Origin of the sequence: Nonomuraea turcica (genome assembly GCF_030718205.1) — a bacterium.
In the GTDB taxonomy this organism is placed as follows: Bacteria; Actinomycetota; Actinomycetes; order Streptosporangiales; family Streptosporangiaceae; genus Nonomuraea.
The window spans coordinates 46,248-71,350 of the sequence record NZ_JAUZQF010000016.1; the positions used below are offsets into that span (position 1 = coordinate 46,248).

General features: G+C 70.8%; 21 protein-coding genes. 14 read left to right on the forward strand and 7 right to left on the reverse strand.

From position 1 onward, the window contains the following. Positions 1 to 6: 6 nt before the first annotated feature. Entirely contained in the window at positions 7 to 564 is a 558-nt protein-coding gene (locus Q9G87_RS35675) for a TetR/AcrR family transcriptional regulator (RefSeq protein WP_305920972.1), read from the reverse strand. Positions 565 to 689: 125 nt separating this feature from the next. On the opposite strand from Q9G87_RS35675, the gene Q9G87_RS35680 reads away from it, so the two are divergent. Then, positions 690 to 1,487 (forward strand): SDR family NAD(P)-dependent oxidoreductase, encoded by a 798-nt coding sequence (locus Q9G87_RS35680; protein ID WP_305920973.1) that lies wholly within the window; start codon positions 690 to 692, stop codon positions 1,485 to 1,487. 57 nt (positions 1,488 to 1,544) lie between these two features. Then, positions 1,545 to 2,234, forward strand: coding sequence for a DUF998 domain-containing protein (locus Q9G87_RS35685; RefSeq protein ID WP_305920974.1), 690 nt, complete (start codon positions 1,545 to 1,547; stop codon positions 2,232 to 2,234). Between the two features lie 82 nt (positions 2,235 to 2,316). Here the strand turns inward: Q9G87_RS35685 and Q9G87_RS35690 are convergent, their stop codons facing one another. Further along, positions 2,317 to 2,901, reverse strand: a complete 585-nt coding sequence (locus Q9G87_RS35690; RefSeq protein WP_305920975.1) for a TetR/AcrR family transcriptional regulator — start codon at positions 2,899 to 2,901, stop codon at positions 2,317 to 2,319. A gap of 94 nt (positions 2,902 to 2,995) precedes the next feature. Between Q9G87_RS35690 and Q9G87_RS35695 the strand changes: the two genes are divergently transcribed. After that, a complete protein-coding gene (locus Q9G87_RS35695; RefSeq protein ID WP_305920976.1) occupies positions 2,996 to 4,159 on the forward strand; it encodes an MFS transporter in 1,164 nt (387 codons plus the stop codon). On the opposite strand, the gene pdxR is transcribed toward Q9G87_RS35695, so the two are convergent. Then, entirely contained in the window at positions 4,156 to 5,562 is a 1,407-nt protein-coding gene (gene pdxR, locus Q9G87_RS35700; protein WP_305920977.1) for a MocR-like pyridoxine biosynthesis transcription factor PdxR, read from the reverse strand. The genes Q9G87_RS35695 and pdxR overlap by 4 nt on opposite strands. A gap of 68 nt (positions 5,563 to 5,630) precedes the next feature. On the opposite strand from pdxR, the gene Q9G87_RS35705 reads away from it, so the two are divergent. Both Q9G87_RS35705 and Q9G87_RS35710 read left to right on the forward strand, forming a co-directional pair. Further along, positions 5,631 to 6,518: a DMT family transporter gene (locus Q9G87_RS35705; RefSeq protein ID WP_305920978.1), complete on the forward strand. Its 888-nt coding sequence runs from the start codon at positions 5,631 to 5,633 to the stop codon at positions 6,516 to 6,518. A gap of 26 nt (positions 6,519 to 6,544) precedes the next feature. Then, the gene (locus Q9G87_RS35710; RefSeq protein WP_305920979.1) at positions 6,545 to 8,197 is read left to right on the forward strand and encodes a fumarate hydratase; all 1,653 of its coding nucleotides are present in this window, start codon (positions 6,545 to 6,547) and stop codon (positions 8,195 to 8,197) included. Positions 8,198 to 8,309: 112 nt separating this feature from the next. Here the strand turns inward: Q9G87_RS35710 and Q9G87_RS35715 are convergent, their stop codons facing one another. After that, positions 8,310 to 8,504, reverse strand: a complete 195-nt coding sequence (locus Q9G87_RS35715) for a DUF5999 family protein (protein ID WP_305920980.1) — start codon at positions 8,502 to 8,504, stop codon at positions 8,310 to 8,312. Between the two features lie 631 nt (positions 8,505 to 9,135). On the opposite strand from Q9G87_RS35715, the gene Q9G87_RS35720 reads away from it, so the two are divergent. Genes Q9G87_RS35720 through Q9G87_RS35730 form a run of 3 tightly spaced genes read left to right on the forward strand, consistent with a single transcriptional unit; the run spans position 9,136 to position 13,931 of the window. Beyond that, positions 9,136 to 10,242 carry a serine/threonine-protein kinase gene (locus Q9G87_RS35720; protein ID WP_305920981.1) on the forward strand — a complete coding sequence of 369 codons (1,107 nt, stop codon included), beginning with the start codon at positions 9,136 to 9,138 and terminating at the stop codon, positions 10,240 to 10,242. Positions 10,243 to 10,277: 35 nt separating this feature from the next. Continuing rightward, on the forward strand, positions 10,278 to 12,497 hold the full coding sequence (locus Q9G87_RS35725; RefSeq protein WP_305920982.1) for a serine/threonine-protein kinase: 2,220 nt from the start codon (positions 10,278 to 10,280) through the stop codon (positions 12,495 to 12,497). Between the two features lie 48 nt (positions 12,498 to 12,545). Next, positions 12,546 to 13,931, forward strand: coding sequence for a class II fumarate hydratase (locus Q9G87_RS35730; RefSeq protein ID WP_305920983.1), 1,386 nt, complete (start codon positions 12,546 to 12,548; stop codon positions 13,929 to 13,931). Positions 13,932 to 13,941: 10 nt separating this feature from the next. On the opposite strand, the gene trpD is transcribed toward Q9G87_RS35730, so the two are convergent. Beyond that, entirely contained in the window at positions 13,942 to 15,015 is a 1,074-nt protein-coding gene (gene trpD, locus Q9G87_RS35735; RefSeq protein ID WP_305920984.1) for an anthranilate phosphoribosyltransferase, read from the reverse strand. 240 nt (positions 15,016 to 15,255) lie between these two features. Between trpD and Q9G87_RS35740 the strand changes: the two genes are divergently transcribed. From Q9G87_RS35740 to Q9G87_RS35760, 5 genes are read left to right on the forward strand one after another with little or no spacing between them, the layout of a single operon-like run. Next, positions 15,256 to 16,008: a 3-hydroxybutyrate dehydrogenase gene (locus tag Q9G87_RS35740; protein ID WP_305920985.1), complete on the forward strand. Its 753-nt coding sequence runs from the start codon at positions 15,256 to 15,258 to the stop codon at positions 16,006 to 16,008. Then, the gene (locus tag Q9G87_RS35745) at positions 16,008 to 17,921 is read left to right on the forward strand and encodes a helix-turn-helix domain-containing protein (protein ID WP_305920986.1); all 1,914 of its coding nucleotides are present in this window, start codon (positions 16,008 to 16,010) and stop codon (positions 17,919 to 17,921) included. Before Q9G87_RS35740 ends, Q9G87_RS35745 begins: the two co-directional genes overlap by 1 nt. A 31-nt stretch (positions 17,922 to 17,952) precedes the next feature. After that, positions 17,953 to 19,227 carry an MFS transporter gene (locus Q9G87_RS35750; protein ID WP_305920987.1) on the forward strand — a complete coding sequence of 425 codons (1,275 nt, stop codon included), beginning with the start codon at positions 17,953 to 17,955 and terminating at the stop codon, positions 19,225 to 19,227. Next, positions 19,224 to 20,225 (forward strand): alpha/beta fold hydrolase, encoded by a 1,002-nt coding sequence (locus tag Q9G87_RS35755; protein WP_305920988.1) that lies wholly within the window; start codon positions 19,224 to 19,226, stop codon positions 20,223 to 20,225. Before Q9G87_RS35750 ends, Q9G87_RS35755 begins: the two co-directional genes overlap by 4 nt. Continuing rightward, the gene (locus Q9G87_RS35760; protein WP_305920989.1) at positions 20,226 to 21,368 is read left to right on the forward strand and encodes an alpha/beta hydrolase family protein; all 1,143 of its coding nucleotides are present in this window, start codon (positions 20,226 to 20,228) and stop codon (positions 21,366 to 21,368) included. Here the strand turns inward: Q9G87_RS35760 and Q9G87_RS35765 are convergent. Then, positions 21,361 to 23,352 carry a glycosyltransferase family 2 protein gene (locus Q9G87_RS35765; protein ID WP_305920990.1) on the reverse strand — a complete coding sequence of 664 codons (1,992 nt, stop codon included), beginning with the start codon at positions 23,350 to 23,352 and terminating at the stop codon, positions 21,361 to 21,363. The two genes, Q9G87_RS35760 and Q9G87_RS35765, sit on opposite strands and share 8 nt — an antisense overlap. 90 nt (positions 23,353 to 23,442) lie before the next feature. Continuing rightward, entirely contained in the window at positions 23,443 to 24,144 is a 702-nt protein-coding gene (locus Q9G87_RS35770; RefSeq protein WP_305920991.1) for an aggregation-promoting factor C-terminal-like domain-containing protein, read from the reverse strand. Positions 24,145 to 24,428: 284 nt separating this feature from the next. Between Q9G87_RS35770 and Q9G87_RS35775 the strand changes: the two genes are divergently transcribed. Then, on the forward strand, positions 24,429 to 25,103 hold the full coding sequence (locus tag Q9G87_RS35775; protein ID WP_305920992.1) for a response regulator transcription factor: 675 nt from the start codon (positions 24,429 to 24,431) through the stop codon (positions 25,101 to 25,103).

The window sequence follows — 25,103 nt, forward strand, 5'->3', positions numbered from 1 at the left end:
CCACTCCTAACGGATTCGCGCCACCAGCCCGGCGATCTCCTCCGCCAGGTCGTCGTTCACCTCGGCGTGGCGGTTGAGCAGGCGGTACCACATGGCCCCGAAAATGAGATCGACGGCCAGCTCCGGATCCACGCCGTCGGGCAGGGCGCCGCGTTCGAGCACGGAGCGCAGGGCGCGCCGGCGCGGCATGATGATCGTGGTGCGCAGCTCGGCGGCCAGCTCCCGGTCGGACTGGGCATCGGCCATGAGCCCCACCACGACCTGCCCCGCGACCCCTCTCGCCAGCTCGAACGTCTGCCGCAGGAACGCCACGAGATCGGCCCGCGCGTCACCGCTGTCCGGCGTCGGCGGGACCTCCGCGGCCAGGATCTCGGTCAGTCCTTCGAGCAGCACCTGGGCCTTGGTCTGCCACCAGCGGTAGACGGTCTGGCGGCCGCTGCCGGCGGCCTCGGCGATGCCTTTCATGGTCACGCTCTGGTAGCCGTCGCGCGCGCACAGGTCGAGTGCCGCCCGGAGGATCGCCTTCCTGGCCACTTCACTGCGTGGTCTGCCCACCATGCTCATAGCCTCACTCCGTTCGGCGGCTCGGTCGCCAGACGCCGCCGGCGCTCCCTCGCGGCGCCTCACTTTACAAGACATCGTGCCTCGTTTATATTCGAGGCACGATGTCTCGTATTGGGGATGGCGACATGAGGACGATCCTGATCACCGGGGCGACCGACGGCCTCGGCAGGGAGCTGGCCCGCAGACTCGCGACGGCGGGCGACCGCGTGATCGTGCACGGCCGCGACCCGGAACGGGTACGCAGGGCCCGCGAGCGGGCCGGCGGCCGGACCGAGGGCATCCTGGCCGACCTGGCCGAGCTGCGTCAGGTCGAGCGGATGGCCGCGGAGGTGCGCGAGCGGTTCGACCGGCTGGACGTGCTGGTCAACAACGCCGGGGTCGGGGGCGGCAAGCCGTTCTCCGGGCGGCAGCTGAGCGCCGACGGCATCGAGCTGCGCTTCGCGGTGAACTACCTGGCCGGATACCACCTGACGCGGCGGCTGCTCCCGCTGCTGACGGCCTCCGCGCCGGCCCGCGTGGTGAACGTGGCCTCCGTAGGCCAGCAGGCCATCGACTTCACCGACCCGATGCTGACCAAGGGTTACGGCCGGCAGCGCGCCTACAGTCAGAGCAAGCTGGCGCAGATCATGTTCACGTTCGACCTGGCCGAGGAGCTCGCGGGCACGGGCGTGACGGTCAACGCCCTGCACCCGGCGACGTTCATGAACACCTCGATGGTCCGCGAAGCCCTGGTGCCGCCGATCAGCAGCGTCGGCCAGGGCGCCGAGGCCACGTTGAGGCTGGTGAACGGGCTCGACGGCGTCACCGGGCGCTACTTCGACCAGCAGCGGGAGAGCCGGGCGGATGCGCAGGCGTACGATCTCGAGGCCAGGAAGCGGCTGCGCGAGCTGAGCGACGACCTCATCCGGCGCGCACTCTCATGAAATTTTTGGAATCTCCGCACACACTCTTCCTGTTGATCCAGACAAAGGGAGGTGTGCGTGCATCAACCAGCACGATGGGGACTTGGTGCGGCAGGCGCGGGCGTCGCGGTGATCCTGGGCCTGGAGTTGACGAGCCTCGACGAGGTGAACCCGATCAGGAGGACCATCAGCGAGCACGGCCTCGGCCCTGACGGCTGGATCTTCGGGCTCGCGGTGGGCCTGCTGGCGGCCGGGTCGGTGGCCATCGGGGTGTCGCTGGCACGCAAGAAGCTCGCCGGCGTCTTCGGCACCGTGGCGCTCATGGGGTGGAGCGTGGGGTTGTTCCTGACGGCCTGGTTCGAGAAGCACGACTGGTCGGTCGGGCCGAGCACGAGCGGCAGCATCCATCGCGTGGGCAGCATCATCGCGTTCGTGTGCCTGCCGCTGGCAGCCGTGATCATCGCCCGTCCGTGGCGGCATCGGGAGCGGTCAAAGGCCACGCTCGTGGCGTTCGGGCTCGGGATCTGCTCGGTGTTGTGGGTCGTGTTCATCGGCGCGATGATCCTGGTCGCCGCGGAGACCGGGATGGCGTGGTGGCGGGTCATGCCGCTCGGGCTGGTGGAACGCGGTCTCGCGGTCACGGAGGTCGCCGCGCTGCTCGCCCTGGGGGTGTGGGCGGCGGCCCGGCGATGGGACGGCGACGACGCCGTCCAGAGAGCCGGCGAGGTCGTCACGCCGGTGGGCGGAGCAGGCGTCGCAGGGCGATGAGGTGGTCGTCACATCGGCGGGCGTAGCAAGGCGATGAGGCGGTCGTCACATCGGCGGGCGTAGCAAGGCGATGAGGTGGCCGTCACATCGGCGGGCGTAGCAAGGCGATGAGGTCGTCCACGTAGCTTCTGAAGACGGCCGCCATGTCCACCCGGTCCGGGTCGATCAGCCACTGCGTCTGCAGGCCGTCCATCATCGCGATCAGCCGGTCGGCGTGCGCCTCGGCGTCGAGGTCCGCGCGGAACTCGCCGCGCTCCACGCCCCGCCGCAGCGCCGCGGCCATGTCGGCGCGCAGCCGGCGGTAGCGTCGCCTCGCCCACTCGTGGCCGGGGTGGTCCGGCGTCACGGCCTCGCCGCTGATCACGGAGAACAGCTGCACCAGCCCGGGCGCCCGCGCATTGTGCTCCACCACGCCGACCAGGGCGCGCAGGGCGTCGATCCCGCCGGCCGAGGCCAGGTCGACCTTGCGTTGGTCGAGCTCGTCCCGGTAGTCCAGCACCGCGACGAGCAGCCGTTCCTTGCTCTTGAAGTGGTGCAGCAGCCCGGCCTGGGAGAGCTCGACCCGCTCGGCGATGCGGGCCAGCGACGCCCCTCGATAGCCGTTCTCGGCGAACTCCAGGAGCGCGGCGGCCAGGATGCGGTCCCTGCGCTCCTCTCCCCGTTTCACCCCGGCACCTTATCTGGTGCTGGCGTGGCGGCTGGGCGTGCCGCTAACCTGACCCCGCCTCACGTTTGATCTCCCCCCAAATCAGGAGGCCGCCGTGCCGTCCCCGCGTGATCGCCAGGCCCGCCTCGCCACGTATGTGGTCTACGCCGTGCAAGGGCTGTCCTTCGCCTCGCTGCTCATCCAGGTCGCCAATCTGCAGGCCAAACACGGGCTCGACGAGGGCACGCTGACGCTGCTGTTGCTGATCGTGCCCGTGTTCGCGGGCGTCGGCAGCGTGGCGGCCGGCGCGTTCGCCGCCCGGCTCGGCAGCAAGCTGCTGCTGCGCATCGCCCAGCCGGTGGTCGCCGCGGCCGTGGTGCTGACCGGGCTCGCGCCGAGCGTGCCACTGCTGGTGCCGGTGCTGCTGGTGTTCGGGCTGGCGGTGGGCGCTGTGGACGCCGGCATGAACATGCAGGGTGTCGCGGTCGAGCGTAGGTACGGCATCCAGGTGCTGAACGGCTTCCACTGCGTGTGGAGCGTGTTCAGCCTGGCCGGGGCGCTGTGGGCGTCGGTCGCCGCAGGCCTGCCGCTGCCGGTCGTCATGGCGGTCCCCATGGTCGTCGCCCTGGCCGGCTCGCTCTTCGCCGGGCCGAACCTGTGCACGATCGAGGAGGAGAAGGTCGAGAGCACGTCCGTCCAGGCCGAGGGCCGCTTCCCGTGGCGGCCGATTCTCCCGCTCTGCCTGGCCATGGCCTTCCTGTACATCGGCGACGCCGCGGTCTCCAACTTCAACACCCTGTTCATGAAGGACGTCCTGGCGGCGGGACCGCAGGTGATCCCGCTGGCCTACGCGGCGTACCAGGCCACGACGCTGGTCGTCCGGCTCGGCGGCGACGTCGCGGTCAGGCGGTACGGCCCCGCCGCCATCGTCAGGATCGGCGGTGTGATCGCCACGCTCGGCTTCCTGGGTGTCGTGCTGGCCCCGAGTCAGCCGCTCGGCATCGTCGCGTTCGGCCTCACGGGGATGGGGCTGGCCGTGGTCGCGCCGCAGTCGTTCTCGGCGGCGGGCAGGCTCGACCCGGCCGGGACCGGGGTGGCCATCGCCCGGGTGAACCTCTTCAACTACGTCGGCTTCATCGTGGGCGCGGCACTGGTGGGCGGCATCGCGGACGCCACGGACATGCGGGTGGCGTTCGTCGCGCCGCTGGTGCTGGCCGCCGCCATCATCGCGCTGGCGCCCGGCTTCCAGCCGAAGCAGGCCGCTGACTCCTCGCGCTAAGTGAGGCGTTCTCCCTCGGTCAGCAGTTTCTCCTTGATGCCGCGCACGGCCTCGGCGGCCTTGTGCGCCGGCAACCGCGCGAACCCGACCACGACGGCCGGCGGCCCAGGCCACTCCCGCATGGGCCCCACCGGCTCGGCGGACACGCCGATGGCCTGCGCGATCCGCGCCACCTGGTGCTCGTCCCAGCCGCCTGGCAGCTCCAGGTAGGCGTGCAGGCCCGCCTCGATGCCCTTGACCTGCACCTCGGGCAAGTCCGCCGCCAGCGCCGCGACCAGGGCGTCCCGGCGGCGACGGTATTCCCTGCGCATCCGCCTCAGATGCTTGTCGTAGCCGCCGGTACGCAGGAAATGGGCCAGCGCGTACTGCTCGATGACCGGCGAGCCCAGGTCCTGCTCCCCCCGCGCCCGCCGGATCGCCTCGGCCAGCTCGGCGGGGGCCGCCACCCAGCCCATGCGCAGCCCCGGGGCGAGTGCCTTGCTGACGCTGCCGGAAAGGACCACCCGTTCGGGGGCCAGGCCCTGCAGGCAGCCGACGGGGTCGCGGTCGAACCGGAACTCGGCGTCGTAGTCGTCCTCCAGGATCACCCGGTTGCCCGCGGCCGCCCACTCCATCAGGGCGGCGCGGCGCGCCGGGGACAGGACCACGCCGGTCGGATACTGGTGCGCCGGCGTGACCAGGACCGCGTCCCCGCTCAGCCGCCGCACGTCCAGGCCCTCCTCGTCCACCGGCACCGGCACCAGGTGCGCGCCCGCCCGCCTGAGCAGCGGGCGCTGGCGGTGACTGGTGGGGTCCTCGACGGCCAGGCGCGGCGCGCGGTGCTGGGACAGCACGTGCAGGACCAGGCTGAGCCCCTGGGCCACGCCGCCGACGACGACGAGGTTCTCCGGCCGCACGTCGGCCGCCCGGACCCTCCTGAGGTAGCCGGCCAGCTCCTCGCGCAACTCGGGCACGCCGCCGGGGTCGCCGTAGTCGAGGGCGTCGGATGGCACGGTGGCCAGGACGTGCCGCACCGCCGCCAGCCAGCGCTCCCTGGGGAAATGGCCGAGGTCGGGAGAAGTGGGGCGGTGTCCGTAGAAGGGGCTGGCCGTGGCGCGGCGCACCGGCTTGGCCCGCAGTGGCGCGGCCCGGGGCGGCCTGCGGGTGGTCACCGTGGAGTTCTTGGGGGTGACCTGGGTGCCGACGCCCACCCTGGAGACCAGGAATCCCTCGGCGACGAGCTGCTCGTACGCCTCCACCACCACGCCTCTGGAGACCTGGAGGTCGGTGGCGAGGTCGCGGGTGGCGGGCAGCCGGGTCCCCGGGGCCAGCCGGCCGCCGCGGATGGAGTCGCGCAGCTCGGACGCGATCTGCCCAGCTATGCCCCCCTTATCGCGATTTATCTGGATATGGAGGTCAGCCATATTGGTCCTGTCTTTCGGCCGGACATTGGACTGTTTGTGCGAACCATTGTCTACCTAGCATCCTTCACATGAGAAACGGCATACTGGGCGCCGCCTCGGCCATGTTCCTGGTAGGGACACTGGCCGGGGTGTCGGGGTTCGTCGGCGCATACCCCCTATACGGCGGACAGGCCGTCCGGTATCTCGTCGCAGCGGTCATCCTGCTCCTCATAACGGGAGCTCTCGGCCTCCGGTTCGTCCGGCTGACGCTCAGGGAGAGCCTCTACCTCGGCGGACTCACCCTGCTCGGCCTGGTGTTCTTCAACGTGTGCGTGATCGAGTCCACGCGTGCCTCGGGCCCGGCGCTGGTCGGGACCATCCTCGGGACCGTCCCGCTGTGGCTGGCGCTGGCCGGCGGGCGTCCCGCACCCCGGCTGCTGATCGGGGCGAGCGTGGTGGTGGCCGGGGCGACGCTGGCCACAGGACTCGGCACGGGCAACCTGCCCGGGCTGCTCTGGGCGCTCGGCGCGCTCGTGGGCGAGGTGAGCTTCTCCGTGTTCGCCATCCCGCTGCTGCCGAAGCTGGGGGCGATCAGGCTGTCGGCGTACTCGACGGCGCTGTCGGTGCCCATGCTGGTGGCGGTCGGGCTGCTCACCGAGGGCGCCACGATGTTCAGGACGCCCACGGCGGCGGAGGCGCTCGGATTCGCCTATCTGGCCGTCGTCATCACGGTGCTGGCCTTCTTCCTCTGGTACACCGCGCTTCCCAAGCTCGGTCCCGGCTTGGCCGGGCTGTTCGCCGGGCTCATCCCGGTGGGCGCGATCTCTACAGGGGTGGTGCTGGGAATCGCCACGCCGTCCGCGTACGACCTGCTCGGGGCGGGACTGGTGATCGCGGGCATCATCGTGGGCCTCACCGCCGGCCGATCGCCGGCGAAGGCCCCGGTCGCAGCACGAAGGGAGAGAGCGAGCGCGTAATCTCTAGGCAACGCGAAAGGATGGACATGGGCGAGTTCGACTACACCGACCTGCTGCCGCTGGGAGCCGATGAGACCGAATATCGGCTGATCACGACGGAGGGGGTGCGGAAGGTCGAGGCGGCTGGGCGTACGTTCCTCGAGGTCGAGCCGGAGGCGTTGCGGCTGCTCACCGAGACGGCCGTCCACGACATCTCCCACTACCTGCGGGCCTCCCACCTCGCCCAGCTCAGGAAGATCGTCGATGACCCCGAGTCCAGCGGCAACGACCGCTTCGTCGCGCTCGACCTGCTGAAGAACGCCTCCATCTCAGCCGGCGGCGTGCTGCCGATGTGCCAGGACACCGGCACCGCGATCGTCATGGGCAAGCGCGGCCGCCACGTGCTCACCGACGGGCGCGACGCCGAGCACCTCACGCACGGCGTGTACGACGCGTACACCCGGCTCAATCTCCGCTACTCGCAGATGGCGCCTCTCACCATGTGGGAGGAGAAGAACACCGGCAACAACCTGCCGGCCCAGATCGAGCTCTACGCCGAGGACCCGCACGGCCATCCGGACGAATACAAGCTGCTGTTCATGGCCAAGGGCGGCGGCTCGGCCAACAAGTCGTTCCTTTACCAGGAGACCAAGGCCGTGCTCAACGAGAAGCGCATGATGGCCTTTCTGGAGGAGAAGATCCGCTCGCTCGGCACCGCGGCCTGCCCGCCGTACCATCTGGCGGTCGTCGTGGGCGGCACCTCCGCCGAGTACGCGCTCAAGACCGCCAAATACGCCAGCGCCCGCTACCTCGACTCGATCCCCACCGAGGGGTCGCCGTCCGGGCACGGCTTCCGTGACCTGGAGATGGAGGCGAAGGTCTTCGAGCTGACGCAGAAGCTGGGCATCGGGGCGCAGTTCGGCGGGAAATACTTCTGCCACGACGTCCGCGTCATCCGCCTGCCCAGGCACGGGGCGTCCTGCCCGGTGGCCATCGCCGTGTCGTGCTCGGCCGACCGCCAGGCACTGGCGAAGATCACGCCGGAGGGCGTGTTCCTGGAGCAGTTGGAGACCGACCCGGCGCGCTTCCTGCCGGAGACGACCGACGAGCACCTGTCCGACGATGTCGTCCAGGTTGACCTCAATCGGCCGATGCCGGAGATCCTCGCCGAGCTGACGAAATATCCGGTCAAGACCCGGCTGTCGCTGACCGGCCCTCTCGTGGTCGCCCGCGACATCGCCCACGCGAAGATCGCGGAGCTGCTGGACAACGGCGGCGAGATGCCGCAATACCTGAAGGACCACGCCGTCTACTACGCGGGACCGGCCAAGACGCCGTCGGGCTACGCCTCCGGCTCGTTCGGGCCCACGACTGCCGGCCGGATGGACTCGTACGTCGAGCGCTTCCAGGCGGCGGGCGGCTCGATGGTGATGCTGGCCAAGGGCAACAGGTCCAAGCAGGTCACGGAGGCCTGCCAGAAGTACGGCGGTTTCTACCTGGGCTCCATCGGCGGTCCGGCGGCCAGGCTGGCGCAGGACTGCATCAAGAAGGTGGAGGTGCTCGAATATCCCGAACTGGGCATGGAAGCGGTCTGGAAGATCGAGGTGGTCGACTTCCCGGCGTTCATCGTCGTCGACGACAAGGGCGAAGACTTCTTCACCGATCGCACGGGGCCGGTCCTGACGATCGGGCGTCGCTGAGCAGGGTGCCTGCCGACGCCGAAGGGTGCCGGGTGTTTCGCGCCGCTCGGCACCGGCGTCGGGTGAGTTGTCGGGTCGGGTGAGCTAGGGAGTCTGGCGAGCCAGGGGTTGATCAGGCGGCCAGTTGCAGGGGTGCCCGGTGCGGTGCCACGACGGTGCCGTCGGGCAGCAGCAGACCAGTGTCCTCGAACAGCACGACACCGTTGCACAACAGGCTCCAGCCCTGGTCGGGGTGGGCCGAGATCACGTGCGACGCCTCACGATCGGGCGCCTCGGCACTGGGGCAAGGGGGGTAGTGACTGCACATTGCGCACCTCTCAGCTTGCGCTGCGGATTCCGGCTCTTCAAAAGGGGAGCTTGCGCCCCGACGGCGTGCGAAGGTCCAGTGCGGCTCCGGTCGGCTTCTTCGGCCGGCGGCGAACCTGTGTCTGGCGCATCTTCATCACGTCCCTCAACGGTCTGCGGTTAGTTGTCGAGCTCCGGATTCACTCCCAGTGTGACGATCGGCACTGACACTTTCGGCCGTCTCTGGGAGATCGCCTTCTCTCATGGCTTAACCATGCCCCCGCCCCCTTACGACACCCTTACAACTCGCTGACGGCTCTCTTGAGTTCCTGTCAGCGGGCCTTCCCCGTACATGAAAGTCCCCTACTAGGCATCATGCATCTTTGCGCGCCACCGATGTGTGCCGCTCGACACACCCTCCGTGAGCTGGGATAACGCACAGCAACTGATCGGCTCCCCGGCGGCGACCGCCGGGGAGCCCGATCCGCCGTCACGCTCGCCGTCCACGATCACGATCGCAGCGGGGAGTGAACATCGCGCCGCACTCCGTGCGATTGCTGACGGGGCGAGTCAGACCGGTTGACTTAAGTTCGCAACAAATTATCGGCCGCGCCTCTACTGGTCGGTTTACACAAATAGGTAAGCTGCCTGGCATGCGTGCGCCCTCCGGTTACCTACTCGCGGCGCGCTATCGGCTCATGGAGCCTGTCGGGCGCGGCGGCATGGGCACCGTTTGGCGGGCACACGACGAGCTGCTCAACCGCCACGTGGCGGTCAAGGAGGTGCGGCTGCCCACCGTGCTCGACGAGGAGCTGCGTGCCGAGCTGTGCGCTCGCACCGAGCGCGAGGGCCGCGCGACCGCGATGGTCGCGCACCCATCGGTGATCACCGTCTTCGACGTGGTCACCGAGGACGACCGGCCGTGGATCGTGATGGAGTTGCTCAGGGCCAAGTCGCTGGAGCAGCTCATCCAGGAGGAGGGCGCGCTCGAGCCGCGCAGGGTCGCCGAGATCGGCAGGCAGATCCTCGGCGCGCTGCGGGCCGTGCACGCCAAGGGGATCCTGCACCGCGACGTCAAGCCGAGCAACGTGCTGGTGACCGAGGACCGGGCGGTGCTCACCGACTTCGGCCTGGCCGCACTCGAAGGTGACGTTTCCATCACCCAGGCGGGGATCGTCCTGGGGTCCGCGGGATACATCGCCCCGGAGCGGGTGCTCGGCTCGAAGGCCAGCCCGGCCGGCGATCTGTGGTCGCTCGGCGCGACGCTCTACACCGCCGTCGAGGGCAGGGGCCTGCACGGCCGCCGCACGGCCGCCGCCGCGCTCGCGGCGCTCACCAGTGGCGAGCCCATCCCGATGACCAAGGCGGGGCCGCTCGCTCCCGTGCTTGACGCGCTGCTCAGGATCGACCCGCAGACCAGGCTCGATTCCGTACGCGCTTCGCTCATGCTGGCCAGGGTGGCCGCCGGCGGCTCGGCCGAGGAGCCACTGACGCCGCGCAAACCCCCACGTTCTGGACCGGGGATCACACCGCCGTCTTTCACACGCAGGCCCGCGCATCGCGGGCTGCACCGGGCCGACGTCATGACGACGATGACCGTTCCCGTGCCGCGGCAGGAGCGTAAGCCCGGCGAGGGCCTGCACAGGAAGCGTGTTGAACCACGGCCCACACCGTCCGCTTATGCCCGTTTCAAGGCGACGGTGATAAAGTTGTGCCTTCCTCGGCGGTTCTGGCCAAGAGAACTTCGCAAGCGAGGGTAAAGCACTTCCCAAGCGAGAATCGATATCTTCTTCTCATGCCGGAACAGCAGACACGCCTGCTCGCGGAGCGCTACGAGCTCATAGCCCCGCTCGGTCGGGGAACCATGGGCACCGTGTGGCGAGCCCGCGACCGCGCGCTCGGGCGCGAGGTGGCGGTCAAGGAAATCCGCCAGGACCCGGGACTCACCGAGGAACAGCGGTCCGAGCTGCGCGAACGTATGGTGCGTGAAGGCCGCATCGCCTCGCGGATCAACCACCCCTCCGTCGCGTCCATTCACGACGTGCTGATCCAGAACAACAGCCCGTGGATCATCATGGAGCTCATCGAGGCCCGCTCGCTGGAGCAGGTCATCGAGGAGGAGGGGCCGCTGCCGCCCCGGCTCGTGGCCGAGATCGGCGTCGACCTGCTCGGCGCGCTGCGTGCCGCGCACGCCCAGGGCATCACGCACCGCGACGTGAAGCCGGGCAACGTGCTCATCACCGAGAGCGGCCGTGTGGTGCTGACCGACTTCGGGATCGCCAAGGCCGAGGGCGACTCACGGCTGACGAAGACAGGCATGGTGATCGGCTCACCCGGCTACACGGCCCCGGAACGCGCCAGAGGTGAATACACCGGGCCGGAGTCGGACATCTGGTCGCTCGGCGCGACGCTGTACTTCGCAGTCGAGGGGCGGCCGGCGTACGAGCGGTCCACGATCGCGGAGACGCTGGCGGCGCTGCTCACCGAGAGCGCCGATCCGCCCACGCAGGCGGGGCAGCTGCGGCCCGTGCTGAACGGGCTGCTCAACAAGGACTATCGGCAGCGGCTCCACGCTGCCAAGGCGGAGACCTTGCTGCGCATGGTCGCCGACACCCCGACGAGCGAGATGCCGGCGCTGACGGCCGAGGCTCTCATGGCGCAGGAGGCTGCTTTGCCCGATCCGTTCGCCGCCCCGAAGCCTCCTGTCGGCCAGGCCCCCGCCGGGCCGGGCGGGCCGGGCGCCCACGGTGGCCCTGGCGCCCAGGGCGGTCCCGGCGCGCAGGGTGGCCCCGCCGCGCAGGGTGGCCCCGGCGCGCAGGGGCGCCCGGCAGGCCCAGGAGCACAAGGACCTGGCGGCCCCGGCGTCGGCGGTCCTGGACACGGGCCGATCGGCCCCGGCATGCATGGCCCCGCCGGTCGTGGCGCGCCCGCTGGGCCCGGCGCAGGCGCTCCCGGCCACGGCCCCGCCGGCCGCGGAGGCCCGAGCGGGCCAGGCGCAGGCGGGCCCGGACTGCCGCACGCCGCCGGACCCGGTGCGGGTGGACGCGGTGCAGGCGGCGCCGACGCGGGCGGACCCGGAGCGGGCGGACCCGGCACAGGCGCACCCGGCGCGGGAGGACCCGGCGCAGGCGGACCCGGCGCGGGTGGCCCGGGTCGGCCCGGCCCGGGTGGCCTCGGCGCGGGTGGGCTCGGCGCGGGTGGGCTCGGCGCGGGTGACCCGGGTGGCCCTGGTGCTGGTGGGCCCGGCGCGGGTCGCCTGGGCGGCGTTGGATCGGTGGGCGGTGGGCCTGGCGGGCCGGGGCCGCAGCCTGTGTCCGGGGCTCAGGGGCCCGGGGGCGGGCGGGGGCCGGCGTCGGGACCCCAGGGGCCGATGCGCGGCCAGAACGCGCCCACCGTGCCGCAGAGCACCGGCCACCCACACGGCCAGCAGCCGGCAGCGCAGGGTCCCGGCTCGCAGGCCGGTGGGCCAAGGGCACAGACCGGCGGCCCAGGGGCACAGACCGGCGGGCCGGGGGCGGAGGCCGGCGGCGCGGAGGCGCGTGGGGCCGGGGCGGCGGGCAGTGGGCCTCAGGCGGCGTCCCCCGAGACGGCGTACGATCCCGAGCGGACGGTGAGCATCGCGCGTCCCAAGGGCACGTTCCCGACGGCGCCGCAGCAGGGGCAGCCGCCGAAGCCGCCCGGCGACGAGGGCTCCATCTCCACCATGCGCATCCAGACACCGCACAGCGGTTCGCCTGGCCAGCAGGTCTACCCACTGCCCGCGCCCCCGGCGGGGCAGCAGCAACAAGGGCCCCAGCAGCCCGCGAGGCCGCAGAACCCGCAGCAGGCGGCGCCCCAGCAGGGCCCGCAGGGACCGCATCAGGGCAAGGGCCTGGGGACGGACCTGTTCGCGATCGCCGGGCAGGAGGAGCAGCAGCCCGCGGGCAACCGTAACGGCATGCTGGTGCTCATGGCGGTGGCCGCCGCGGCCGCCGTGGTGATCGCCGTGCTCATCGTCGCGCTCTTCTCCGCCTGAGCACGGCACCCCCGCAGCCGTCGGGGGCCGTGGGTAAGACTGGGAGGCATGAGCGAGTTCAGGATCGAGCATGACTCGATGGGCGAGGTTCGCGTGCCCGCAGGTGCGAGGTGGCGCGCCCAGACCCAGCGTGCAGTGGAGAATTTCCCGATTTCCGGACGCCCCCTGGAGCCGTCCCACATCGCCGCGCTGGGCCTGATCAAGGCGGTCGCCGCCGAGGTCAACGGCGAGCTGGGCGTGATCGACAAGGACTTGGCCGAGGCGATCGCGCAGGCGGCTGCCGACGTCGCCGAGAACGAGCACGACGACCATTTCCCGATCGACGTCTTCCAGACCGGCTCGGGCACCTCGTCCAACATGAACGCCAACGAGGTGATCGCGTCGTTGGCCGAGGAGCGGCTGGGCCGCCCCGTGCACCCGAACGACCATGTGAACGCCTCCCAGTCGTCCAACGACGTCTTCCCGACCTCGATCCACGTGGCGGCCTCGACTGAGGTGACGTACCACCTGCTGCCCTCGCTCCAGCACCTGGCGACAGCGCTGCGGCAGAAGGCGATTGAGTTCGACGGAGTGGTGAAGTCAGGGCGCACCCACCTGATGGACGCGACCCCGGTGACGCTGGGCCAGGAGTTCGGCGGTTACGCCACACAGATCGACCACGGCGTCGCACGGGTGTCCGCCGCCCTTGAGCGCGTGCTGGAGCTGCCTCTGGGCGGCACCGCCGTGGGCACCGGCATCAACACCCCGCCCGGATTCGCCCAGGCGGCCATCGCCAAATTGCGTGAGGCGACCAGCATTCCGTTCATCGAGGCCAGGGACCATTTCGAGGCCCAGAGCGCGCAGGACTCCATTGTGGAGTTGTCGGGGCAGCTCAAGGTGGTGGCGGTGTCGCTCACCAAGATCGCCAACGACCTCCGCTGGATGGGCTCGGGGCCGCGAGCGGGGCTGGGCGAGATCAACCTGCCCGACCTGCAGCCCGGCTCCTCGATCATGCCCGGCAAGGTCAACCCGGTGATCCCCGAGGCCACGACCATGGTCGCGGCCCAGGTGATCGGCAACGACGCGGCGATCACGTTCGCCGGCGCATCCGGCAACTTCGAGCTGAACGTGCAGTTGCCGGTCATCGCGCGCAACATCCTGGAGTCGATCAGGCTGCTGGCCAACGTCTCGCGCCTGCTCGCCGACCGCTGCGTCACGGGCATCACGGCGAACACGCACCGCCTGCGCGAGTACGCCGAGTCGTCCCCCTCGATCGTCACACCGCTGAACAAGTACGTCGGCTACGAGGAGGCCGCCAGGATCGCCAAGCAGGCGCTCGCGGAACGCAAGACCATCCGCGAGGTCGTCATCGAGCGCGGCCACGTGGCCGACGGCACCTTGACCGAGGACCAGCTCGACGCCGCGCTCGACGTCCTGTCGATGACCAGGCCTTAAGGATCCGAACCTAATGATCAGACGCTGACGCGAGCGCCCGCGTGGCGTGCCCCCAGCGGGTGAGCAGGGACAGGGCGGCTCCGGAGTCCACGGCGTCGGCGGCCCGCTTGTAGGCGCCGGCCAGGGCGGGCGTGAGCTCGTCCGCGGGTGGCGTGCCCTCGGCGGCCACGACGGCGGCGGCCGCGTTCAGCAGGACCACGTCCCGCACCGGACCCCGCTCGCCCATCAGGACGGCCCGCGCCACGGTGGCGTTGTGCTTGGCGTCGTCGCCGCGCAGGTCGTCGGGGTGGGCCCGCGGGATGGACAGGTCGGCGGGGTCGAAGGCGATGCGCGTCACGGTGCCGCGGCGTACCAGCCAGATCGTCGAGGGTCCGCAGGTGGTCAGCTCGTCGAGCCCGTCGTCGCCGCGGAAGACGAGTGAGGAGCCGCCACGCTGGGCCAGGACGCCGGCGATGACGGGAGCCATCGCCGGGTGGTAGACGCCGACCGCCTGCGCCGGCGGGAGTGCGGGGTTGGTGAGCGGGGCCAGGAAGTTGAAGACGGTGGGGACGCCCAGCTCGCGGCGCGGCACCGCGGTGCGCCGCATCGCCGGGTTGAACGCGGGCGCGAAGCAGAACGTGATGCCGATCTTGTCGGCGACCTCGACCACCGCGGCGGGCGGCAGATCGATGACCACGCCCAGTTCCTCCAGCACGTCGGCGGCGCCGGCTTTGGACGAGGCCGCCCGGCCGCCGTGCTTGGCCACTTTCACGCCCGCGGCGGCGGCCACGATGGCGGCCATGGTGGAGATGTTCACAGTGTTGGCGCGGTCGCCGCCGGTGCCGACGAGGTCGACGGGGTCACCGGGGATCCGGATCGCCGCCGACCTGGATAGCAGGCCGTCGGCCAGCCCGGACACCTCCTCCACGCTCTCGCCCTTGGCACGCAGGGCGATGACGAACGCGGCGATCTGGGCGTTCGTGGCCTCCCCCGAGATGATCTGCTCCATGGCCCAGGCGGCCTGGCGCGCGGTGAGGGACGTGCCGTCGAGGAGCAAGGCGAACAGTTCGGGCCAGGTGGTGGTGGGAGTGGTGGTGCTGGTCACGAGGAGCGCCCCTTTCTTCAGAGCTCGACGGGGGCGCGTGTGGAGATGCCGACGGCCGCCTCGTCGAGGCGGCCGTGTGCGTATGCGCTGCGAGGTCCGCCTAGGAGGCGGGCCACCACTGCTGCGCATAAGCGATCATGTGTCCAAAGATAGCAGACCCGTTGATCCACATAGCAGGGCACCGATCTATGTCGTCGGCACCCATGCGTCCCGGCGCGGCGAGCGCCTAGGGTGCGGGGTATGGCGAAGGAGCTGACTGGGCGGACCGCGCTGGTGACGGGGGCGGGGAGCGGTATCGGGGCGGCCTGCGCCCGCCGGCTGGCCGCGGCCGGGGCCAGGGTGCTGGTCCTCGACCTGCGGGCCGAGCCCGCCGAGAAGGTGGCCGCCGAGGTGGGCGGCACGGCCGTGGTGGCCGATCTGAGCGATTCGGGGTTCGTGGCCGCGCTGCCGGACGAGCCCATCGATATCGTGGTGAACAACGCCGGGTTCCAGCACGTCGCGCCGATCGAGGAGTTCCCGCCCGAGGTGTTCGCCACGATGCTGCGTGTCATGGTGGAGGCGCCGTTCCTGATCGCGCGACGGGTGTTGCCCGGCATGTACGCCAGAGGCTGGGGGAGGTTCGTGAACATCTCGTCGGTGCACGGGTTGCGGGCCTCGCCGTTCAAGTCGGCGTACACGACGGCCAAACACGCGCTGGAGGGGTTTTCCAAGGTCGTGGCACTCGAGGGGGCGCCCCATGGGGTGACCTCGACCTGCGTGTGCCCCGCGTACGTGCGGACCGGGCTGGTCGAGGCACAGATCGCCGACCAGGCCAGGGTGCACGGCATCGAGCCTGACGAGGTCGTCGAGGACATCATGCTGCAGCCCGCCGCGATCAAGCGGCTGATCGAGCCGGAGGAGGTGGCCGAGCTGGTCGCCTATCTGTGCGGGCCGAGCGGCGCGTTCATCACCGGCGTGTCGCTGCCGGTGGACGGTGGTTGGACGGCGCGGTAGTGAGCACCCGGTTTCTCGAGCTCCTGGCCAGGGAGGCGTCGGCGGTCGAGTTCGAGGGGCCGATCATCGAGGCCAGGGCGCGAGGTGCGGACCCGGCCGAGATCGAGGAGCTGGAGCAGGCCAAGGTCGCCGCGTTGAAGGTGCGGGCGCTGCTCAAGCGGCGGGCCAGGCGCGAGGCGGAGCTGTCGGCCCTGTACGACACGGCCGGCGACCTGGCGGCGCTGCGTGACCTGGACGCCGTGCTGGAGGCCATCGTGCACCGGGCCAGGCAGCTGCTGGCCACGGATATCGCTTACATGACGCTGCACGACCCCGAGCAGGGCGACACGTACATGCGGGTCACGGACGGGTCGATCTCGGCCAAGTTCCGTGCGTTGCGGCTGGCCATGGGGGCGGGGCTGGGCGGGCTGGTGGCGCAGACGGCGACACCGTACTCGACGGCCGACTATTTCGCCGACGCCCGCTTCCGGCACAAGGACCACATCGACGAGGCCGTCAAGGAGGAGGGCCTGGTCGCGATCCTGGGCGTGCCGCTGCGGCTGGGCAAGCGGGTGATCGGCGTGCTGATGGCGGCCAACCGCAGCGCCAGGCCGTTCCACCAGGAGGAGGTGTCGCTGCTGGCCAGCCTGGCCGCGCACGCCGCCGTCGCGATCGACAACGCCAGGCTGCTGCAGGAGACCAGGAACGCGCTGGAGGAGCTGTCCCAGGCGCACCGGACGGCCAGGGAGCACGGCGAGGCGGTGGAGCGGGCGGCGCTGGCCCATGACCGGATGACCTCGCTGGTGCTGCGCGGCGGCGGGATCGAGGACGTGGCCGCCGTGGTGACCGACGTGCTCGGCGGCTCTCTCGCCGTGCTGGACGACCTGGGGCGGGCGATCACGGGTGACGTCGGGGAGCTCGACTCCGGGGTGTTCGAGGCGGCGCAGGCGTCCAGGGCGCTGGGGCGCACCGTGCGCAGAGGCGATCTGCTGATCGCGTCCGTGGACGTCGGCGGGGAGCCGTTGTGCACGCTCATCCTGCGCAGCGACGACGCCGATGAGCGCATCCTGGAGCGGGCGGCGCTGGTGTGCGCGCTGCTGCTGCTGTTCAGGAGAAGCGTGGCCGAGGCCGAGGGACGGGTCAGGGGCGAGCTGCTGGACGACCTGATCGCGCGGCCCGACTCCCCTGGCCTGGCCGACCGGGCACGCAGGCTCGGGGTCGATCTGGGGGCACCGCACGTCGTGGTGGTGGTCAAGCACGGCGGGCAGCGGGAACGGGCCGCGTTCTGGGCGTCGTCGCAGGCCACGCTGCGGCACGGGCTGGCCGCCGGGCGCGGGGACGAGGTGGTGCTGCTGGTCCCCGGCGATCACGCGGGCGCCGTCGCACAGCGGGTGGCCGCCGAGCTGAGTGCGTCGCTGCACAGCCCGGCCACGGCAGGCGCCTGCGGCGTGCGTGGCGGCGCCGGGCAGCTGCGTGGGAGCACAGCGGACCTGCGGGGCGGCACCGGGGACGTGGCCGCGGCATACCTGGAGGCACGGCGGTGCGCCGAGGCGCTGATCGCGCTGGGCCGGGCCGGGGACGGGGCGAGCGCGGCCGAGCTGGGCTTCGTCGGGCTGCTCGTCGGCGACGGGCGCGACGTGCACGGGTTCGTGGACCGGGTGCTCGGCGCCGTGATCGACTACGACACGCGCCGGGGCACCGCGCTGGCCGACACGCTGAGCGCGTACTTCGGCACGGGCGGCTCGCCGTCCCGTACGGCCGAGGCCATGCACATTCACGTCAACACCGTCACGCAGCGGCTCGACCGGATCGGAAAGCTGCTCGGCGACGGCTGGCTGGAGCCGGAGCGGGCGCTGGAGATTCAGCTGGCGCTGCGCTTGCACCGGCTCGGCCACACATCCACACCACAGACTGTGGGCCTGGACTCCATATGAGTGATGCCGGTCACTCTTTACCGTGACCGGCATGGCCACTTCCATCAAGAAGATCGTCGCCGCGAGCCTGATCGGCACCACCATCGAGTGGTACGACTTCTTCCTGTACGGCTCGGCAGCCGCTCTCGTCTTCAACACCCTCTTCTTCCCCGGGTCCGACCCGCTGACCGGCACGCTGCTGTCGTTCCTCACCTACGCCGTCGGGTTCGTCGCCCGCCCGCTCGGCGGCCTGGTCTTCGGTCACTTCGGCGACCGGGTGGGCCGCAAGACGCTGCTGGTCGTCAGCCTGCTGATGATGGGCGTCGCGACGTTCCTTATCGGCTGCCTGCCGACGTACGAGACCCTCGGCCCGTCCGCGGCGCTGCTGCTGACGGCCCTCAGGCTCGTGCAGGGCTTCGCGCTCGGCGGCGAGTGGGGCGGCGCGGTTCTCATCGTCTCCGAGCACGGCGACAACGCACGGCGCGGCTTCTGGGCCTCCTGGCCGCAGGCCGGTGCGCCCGGCGGCAACCTGCTGGCCACCGGCGTCCTGGCGGCGCTGGCCGCCTGGCAGCCGGACGAGGCGTTCCTGTCGTGGGGCTGGCGGGTGCCGTTCCTGCTGTCCGGCGTGCTGGTGCTGATCGGCCTGTGGATCAGGTTGTCGATCAGCGAGTCGCCGGTCTTCCAGCAGGCCCCGCCCGAGGAGCGGGCGCCGATCGTCGGCGTGCTGCGCTACCACTGGAAGGACGTGCTCACCGCCATCGGCGCCCGCCTGGCCGAGAACATCTCCTTCTACCTGCTGACCGTCTTCGTCATCACCTACGCCAAGTCCAACAACATCCCCAACTCGACCGTGCTGAACGCGGTGCTGATCGCCTCGGCCATTCACTTCGTCACGATCCCGATGTGGGGCGCGCTGTCCGACCGCGTCGGCCGCCGCCCGATCTACCTGGCCGGCGCCGCCGGCATCGGGGTGTGGATCTTCGCGTTCTTCCCGCTCATCGACACGGGCAACTTCTTCGCGATCACCCTCGCCGTCGCCGTCGGCTTGCTCTTCCATGGCATGATGTACGGCCCGCAGGCGGCGTTCTTCTCCGAGCTGTTCGGCACCAGGATGCGCTACACCGGCGTGTCGATCGGCGCGCAACTGTCGGCGATCGTGGCGGGCGCGCTGGCCCCGATCATCGCGGTGGCGCTGCTGAAGACCTACTCGAGCAGCGTGCCCATTTCGCTCTACCTTGGTCTGGCGGCGGTGCTCACCCTGATCGCGGTCTACACCGCCCGCGAGACCCAGGGCCGCGACCTGGCCGAAAGGATCCACGCGCAATGAAGGTCACCACGCCGCGGCTCACGCAGAACGTCCTCACCGTCGCGGGCAGGGAGTCCGGCGAGCCGGTGTTGTTCGTGCACGGCAACGTCTCCTCGGCCGCGTTCTGGCGCGACAGCATGGCGGCGCTGCCGGAGGGCTACCGACCGCTCGCGGTCGATCTGCGCGGCTTCGGCGAGAGCGATCCCGAGCCGGTGGACGCCACGCGAGGCCTTCGCGACTACTCCGACGACGTCCTGGAGCTGATCGAGGAGCTCGGCCTGGACGGGGTGCACCTCGTGGGCTGGAGCATGGGCGGCGGCGTCGTCCTGCAGGCCCTGCGGGACCGCCCAGGCGCCGTCAGGAGCGTCACCCTGGTCAACCCCATCTCCCCGTACGGCTTCGGCGGCACGGAAGGCGCCGACGGCCGGCTGACCCACACCGACGGCGCGGGCTCGGGAGCGGGGGCCGCGAATCCGGACTTCGTGGCCCGGCTGAAGGCGGGCGACCTGTCGGATGAGGCGCCCACGTCCCCGCGCAACGTCTTCCGTTCCGCGTACGTCAACAACCGCGAGGTCCCCGACGAGGACTTCTACCTGCGCTCGATGCTCACCACCCGGGTGGGCGAGACGCACTACCCGGGTGACGGGGCCACGTCGGCCGCGTGGCCGGGGGTGGCGCCGGGCAAACACGGCGTGCTCAACGCCATCGCCCCCACCCACTTCCGCCTGGACGACCTCCACGAGATCGACCCCAAGCCGCCCATCCTGTGGATCAGAGGCGCCGACGACATGATCGTCTCCGACACGTCCCTGTTCGACCTGGCCCACCTGGGCGCGCTCGGCGTGGTGCCCGGCTCCCCCGGCACGTCCGCCCAGCCGATGCTGGCCCAGACCAGGGAGGTCCTGGAGCGGTACGGCCCGTACCGCGAGGCCGTGCTCCAGGACTGCGGCCACAGCCCGCACCTGGAGCACCCCGGAGAGTTCCGGCGCCTGCTGGCCGCCCACCTGAGAGAGGCATAGATGATCGTCGCGCTCACCCTGGTCGCGAGCCTGTTAACGGCGCCCCAGCAGCTCACGGTGCCCGGTGCGGAACGCGCGGTCGTCGCCACGCTCGGCGACCTGACCACGGCCGGCACCGCGAAGACCGGCCACACCGACCCCGCCGACTGGGCCGGGCTGCACTCGGCCGCCACGGTCAACCCGACAGGCGTGCCCGGCACGCAGATCGACGGCTACTTCCCCGACACCTCCACCACCAACGCCACGCACGGCTGGAACCACGACTCCCAGTTCGTGATCAGGCTTCCCGACCACTGGAACGGCGGTCTGGTCGTCAGCGGCACCCCCGGCAACAGGGAGCAGTACGCCAACGACTACACGATCTCCGACTGGGTCCTGTCCAAGGGCTACGCCTTCGCCGCCACCGACAAGGGCAACGTCGGCGTGAACTTCCACGAGGACGGCCGCCGGCCCGGCGACGCCATCGCCGAGTGGAACCACCGCGTCACCCAGCTCGCCGTGGCCGCCAAGGCCGTGGTCAGGCAGCGGTACGGCAAGCAGCCCGCGCGCACGTTCGTCGCGGGCATCTCCAATGGCGGCTACCTCGTCAGGTGGCAGCTGGAGAACCGCGGCTGGCTCTACGACGGCGGCGTGGACTGGGAAGGCACGCTGTGGCGCGTCCAGGGCGACAACCTGCTGAACTTCCTGCCGCCGGCGTTGAAGGCGTATCCAGACGAGGCCGGGGTGCGGGCGGCCGGGTTCGCGGCGGGCTCGGAGTTCCTCTGGCCGTTCCACCGGCAGTATTACTGGGAGCTCACCCAGCAGCTCTACCAGAAGGAGCTGGATCCGTCCTACCAGGGCGCGGCGGCCGACTACGACTATGACGCGCGCAAGCCCTACGCCGCCGTGGCGAAGATCGGGCTGACCGGCCGGATCACCAAGCCGCTGATCACGATTCACGGGACGCTCGACACGCTGCTGCCGATCTCCCGCGACTCCGACGTCTACGCCGAGATGGTCGGACCGCACCGGCCGTTCAAGTACTACCGGGTCGAGGGCGGCAACCATCTGGACAGCCTGGTGGACGTCTATCCCGACCGGCTGAAGCCGATGTTGCCGGTCTTCAGGAACGCCTTCGAGGAGCTCGAGGGCTGGGTCACCTGAGGTAGCGGTGCCCGCCCGCGCGCGCCAGGCGCATGATGTGCCGCGCGCCGGGCAGCCGCCGGCAGATCCGGTGCAGCAGGGTGCCCCTGCCCATGGGTGAGCGGCGCTCGGGGTCGATGGCGGTGGCGGGACGTGCCTCGACCCTGCCCCTGCGCACCTCCAGCGCGAAGCGCAGTCCGACCTCATCGTCCGGCGAGCGCAGCGACGTCAGCCAGCCGCCTGGGCCCAGGCGGTCGGCGCTCGGCAGGCGGCTGACCGGCAGCTTGGCCACGAGCTGCCCGGCGATCTTGCCCGGCACCCCGGCCTCGACCAGCGCGGGGGCGCACACCTCGCGTTCACCGCGCCCGGTTCTGCGCAGCACCAGCTCCAGCGGCGGCCCGCCGCTCGGCGGCACGTACGGCACCGGCAGCACCACGTAGGCGTGCCCGTCCACCTGCTTGACCTCCACCGCGGGCGACACCAGCGCGATCGACTCGGAGAACGAGCGCGGCTCGATGGCCAGGCCCAGCTCGCCCCGATCGGTCCAGCACGGCACCACCAGCCGCGTCCTGGGCCGCTGGGCCAGCACGCCCAGGCAGTTGAGCGGGCCGTCGGGGCGGCTCACCCGGCTCCTGGCCTGGTTGGCGCCGCCGAACATGCGGACGTGCACCTCCCAGTGACCAGGGCTGAGCGGCTCCCCGAATGCGGCCGTGGTCACGTCGATCCTGGTCTCGCCCTTGATCTGCACCCGGACCCGGCGGCGGCCGTCCTCGATCACCTCCACCCGCTGGGCCAGCGGCAGGAAGTGCACGACGCCGGTCTCGGCGTGCCGCACGTAGACCTCGATCCTGGCCCGCTCGACGGCCTCGCTCACGTCGGTGACGCTCTCGCCGAGCAGCTTGGCGTCGATGGCGCGCGGCGGGATCCAGTGCATGCGCGCGCCGTCCGTACGGTATCGGTCGAGCCGGCCGTCGCCGCCCTTGACCTCCACGCTGAGCTCGAGCACCAGGACGTGGGCGTCCCAGCGCACCTCGGTGAGCTCGGTGTGGAGCCCGGACCGCTTGGAGGAGCCGGCGAGCAACACGATCTGGTCGAGACGGCCTTCTCTGACGAACGCGGCGACGGCGCGCAGCTGGCAAGGCAGGTAGCGGTCGAGCCGCTCGGGAAAGCGCTCGGACATGAGCTCCTGGACGAGGCGGAAGTGCATACCCCTGTCGACGGAGGAGTCGGCGAACCGGCTGGTCAGCAGCGGGCGGAGGACGGCGTAGCGGAACCAGTAGCCGTAGATGCGGTCACGCTGCCGCCCCTCGCCGACGTAGGTGTCGACGTCGTTCAGCAGCGCCCTGAGCTCCTTGACCATCGCCCGCGGATCCTCCTCGGCCTTGGGGCGCTCGCCGAGGTGGCAGCAGACCTGCTCGGCCAGCACGGCGATGACCTTGGCCTGCAGGTACGCCCGCATCACGAACGCCTGCTCGGCCAGCCGCCCGCCGGGCACGCTGAAGCCGAGCTCGTTCTCCTCCAGGAAGGCGCGCCGGTAGAGCTGCTGAGGGCCGAGCAGGCAGAGCAGGCGGTCGCGCAGGATGTCGGCGCGGGCGGTGCTCCGCGCGAAGGCGATCAGCGGTGAGCCGTGGTCGCGCACCAGGCGGCCGATCAGCACGTCCGCGTCGGTCTCCACGGCACGCTCGTGCATGCGGGCGATGGCGTCACGTTCCAGCCGGTCGCCCTGATCGAGGAAGTAGACGTAGTCGCCGGTCGCGGCTGCCAGGCCGACGTTGCGGCCGCGCATCGGCGAGCCCGTGTACGGCAGGTGGAACGTGCGTACGTTGTCGCGGGCCGCCGCGATGGCGTCCAGCCGCTCCGCGATCCCGTCCGTGGACCCATCGTCCAGGAGGATCACTTCGTAGTCGGCCGCGGGCATTGTCTGCTCCAGCGCGGAGCGGAGGCACGCGTCGGCGGTGTCACCCGGATTGTGGACATTGACGATCACACTGACCTTCACACCCATGCGGTCAGCCTCCGCCCGCCTCCACGATTCGGGCGCGGTGGCTTGCCGATTACAGAAGGAAAGTTGACCTCTGGCTGTGCTCCTCTAGGGCTAGTACCAGCCGACCCGCTGCGAGTGCCCCCAGGCGGCGCACGGCGTGCCGTAGCGGCCCTTGATGTAGCCCAGGCCCCACTTGATCTGGGTGGCGGCGTTGGTCTGCCAGTCGGCGCCCGCGCTGGCCATCTTGCTGCCGGGCAGGGACTGCGGAATGCCGTACGCGCCGGAGTAGCGGTTCATCGCCCGCTCGTTCCAGCCGCTCTCCTTGTGCCACAGCCGCTCCAGGCAGCCCCACTGATCCTCGCCGAAGCCGAACTCGCCGAGCATGGCCTTGGCGGTGGCCTTGTTGCTGCCCGGTGAGGGGTCGCTGCCCGGCGGGAAGTTCACGGCGGGGAACCCGTCGCCGGGGGGCGCCTGCTTCGGCACGACCCAGTCGATGTCGTCGGGGTTGTCGCCGGCCCCGGACCGGCCCTTCTCCAGCTTGTCCGCCCGGAACGCCTGCTCGGCCGCGGCCTTGAGCGCGTCGGTCTCCGGGTCGGGCGCGGACAGGTCGCCACTGGCCAGCTTGCCCATGTCCTCGAGGGTGAAGCCCTCGGTCGCCGGCGCGTTGGCGTTCTCGATGGCGCGGTAGGCGACGAACCCACCGCCGCCGCCGACGATCGCGATGGCCAGGACGGTGACGGCGACGCGCTTCGGCGTGAAGCGCGAAGGCCGCCGCGCCGAGGGAACGTCTTCTCTCGGGGGGCGCTCGCTCAAACGCGGACCGGGGCTCACGATCCATGAGCTTGCCCTGTCCTAGGGGGTACTCCGCAACCGAAACGCGGGAATCGCTTGGGGCTACCTTGGCTAAGCAGCACGTTAGCGTGGCATTTCGGACTACTGTGATTTTCGTCACAGCAAATCGGCTCCCCTTCGTGCCCCCGTGAACCGAAGGGAAGCTCGCATCCATGATTTCCCTCGTTCATCGGGATCCCGTAGTCGACATGTCACAGTTTGGTGACTTAGTTCGGGCATTAGGGACATGGAATAATAATGTGCGCGTGGCTGGCATCCTCCTGGTTGAAGACGACCCCTCCGTCCGTACGGCTCTCGAGCTGGCGTTGACCCGGCAGGGGCACTCCGTGACGTCCTACGCGACCGGCGAGGAGGCTCTCGACCACATCAGGGCCCGTCGCCCCGAGATCGCGATCCTGGACGTCATGCTCCCGGGTATCGACGGGATCGAAGTGTGCCGCCGGGTGCGCAAGCTGGACCAACTGCCCGTCATCCTGCTCACGGCCAGGGGCGACGACCTCGACATCGTGGTCGGCCTGGAGGCCGGCGCCGACGACTACGTGGTCAAGCCGGTCGAGCCGCGGGTGCTCGACGCGCGGATCCGCGCCATCCTGCGCAGGGCCGAGTCGGCCGCCTCGGATCGCATCACGTTCGGCGACCTCGTGATCGACCGCGGCGCGCTCAAGGTCATGCTGGCCGGCAAGGAGATCCACCTGACGCCCACCGAGCTGCGGCTGCTGCTGGAGCTCGTCCGCCACCCCGGCCAGGTCCTCAACCGCCGCTATCTGCTGCGGGCCGTCTGGGACCACACGCACATCGCCGACTCGCGGCTGGTCGACGCCTGCGTGCAGCGCGTCCGCGCGAAGATCGAGCCGACGCCCGCCGAGCCCGTGTTCATCCACACGGTGCGCGGGTTCGGCTATCGGTTCAGCCCCCCGTGA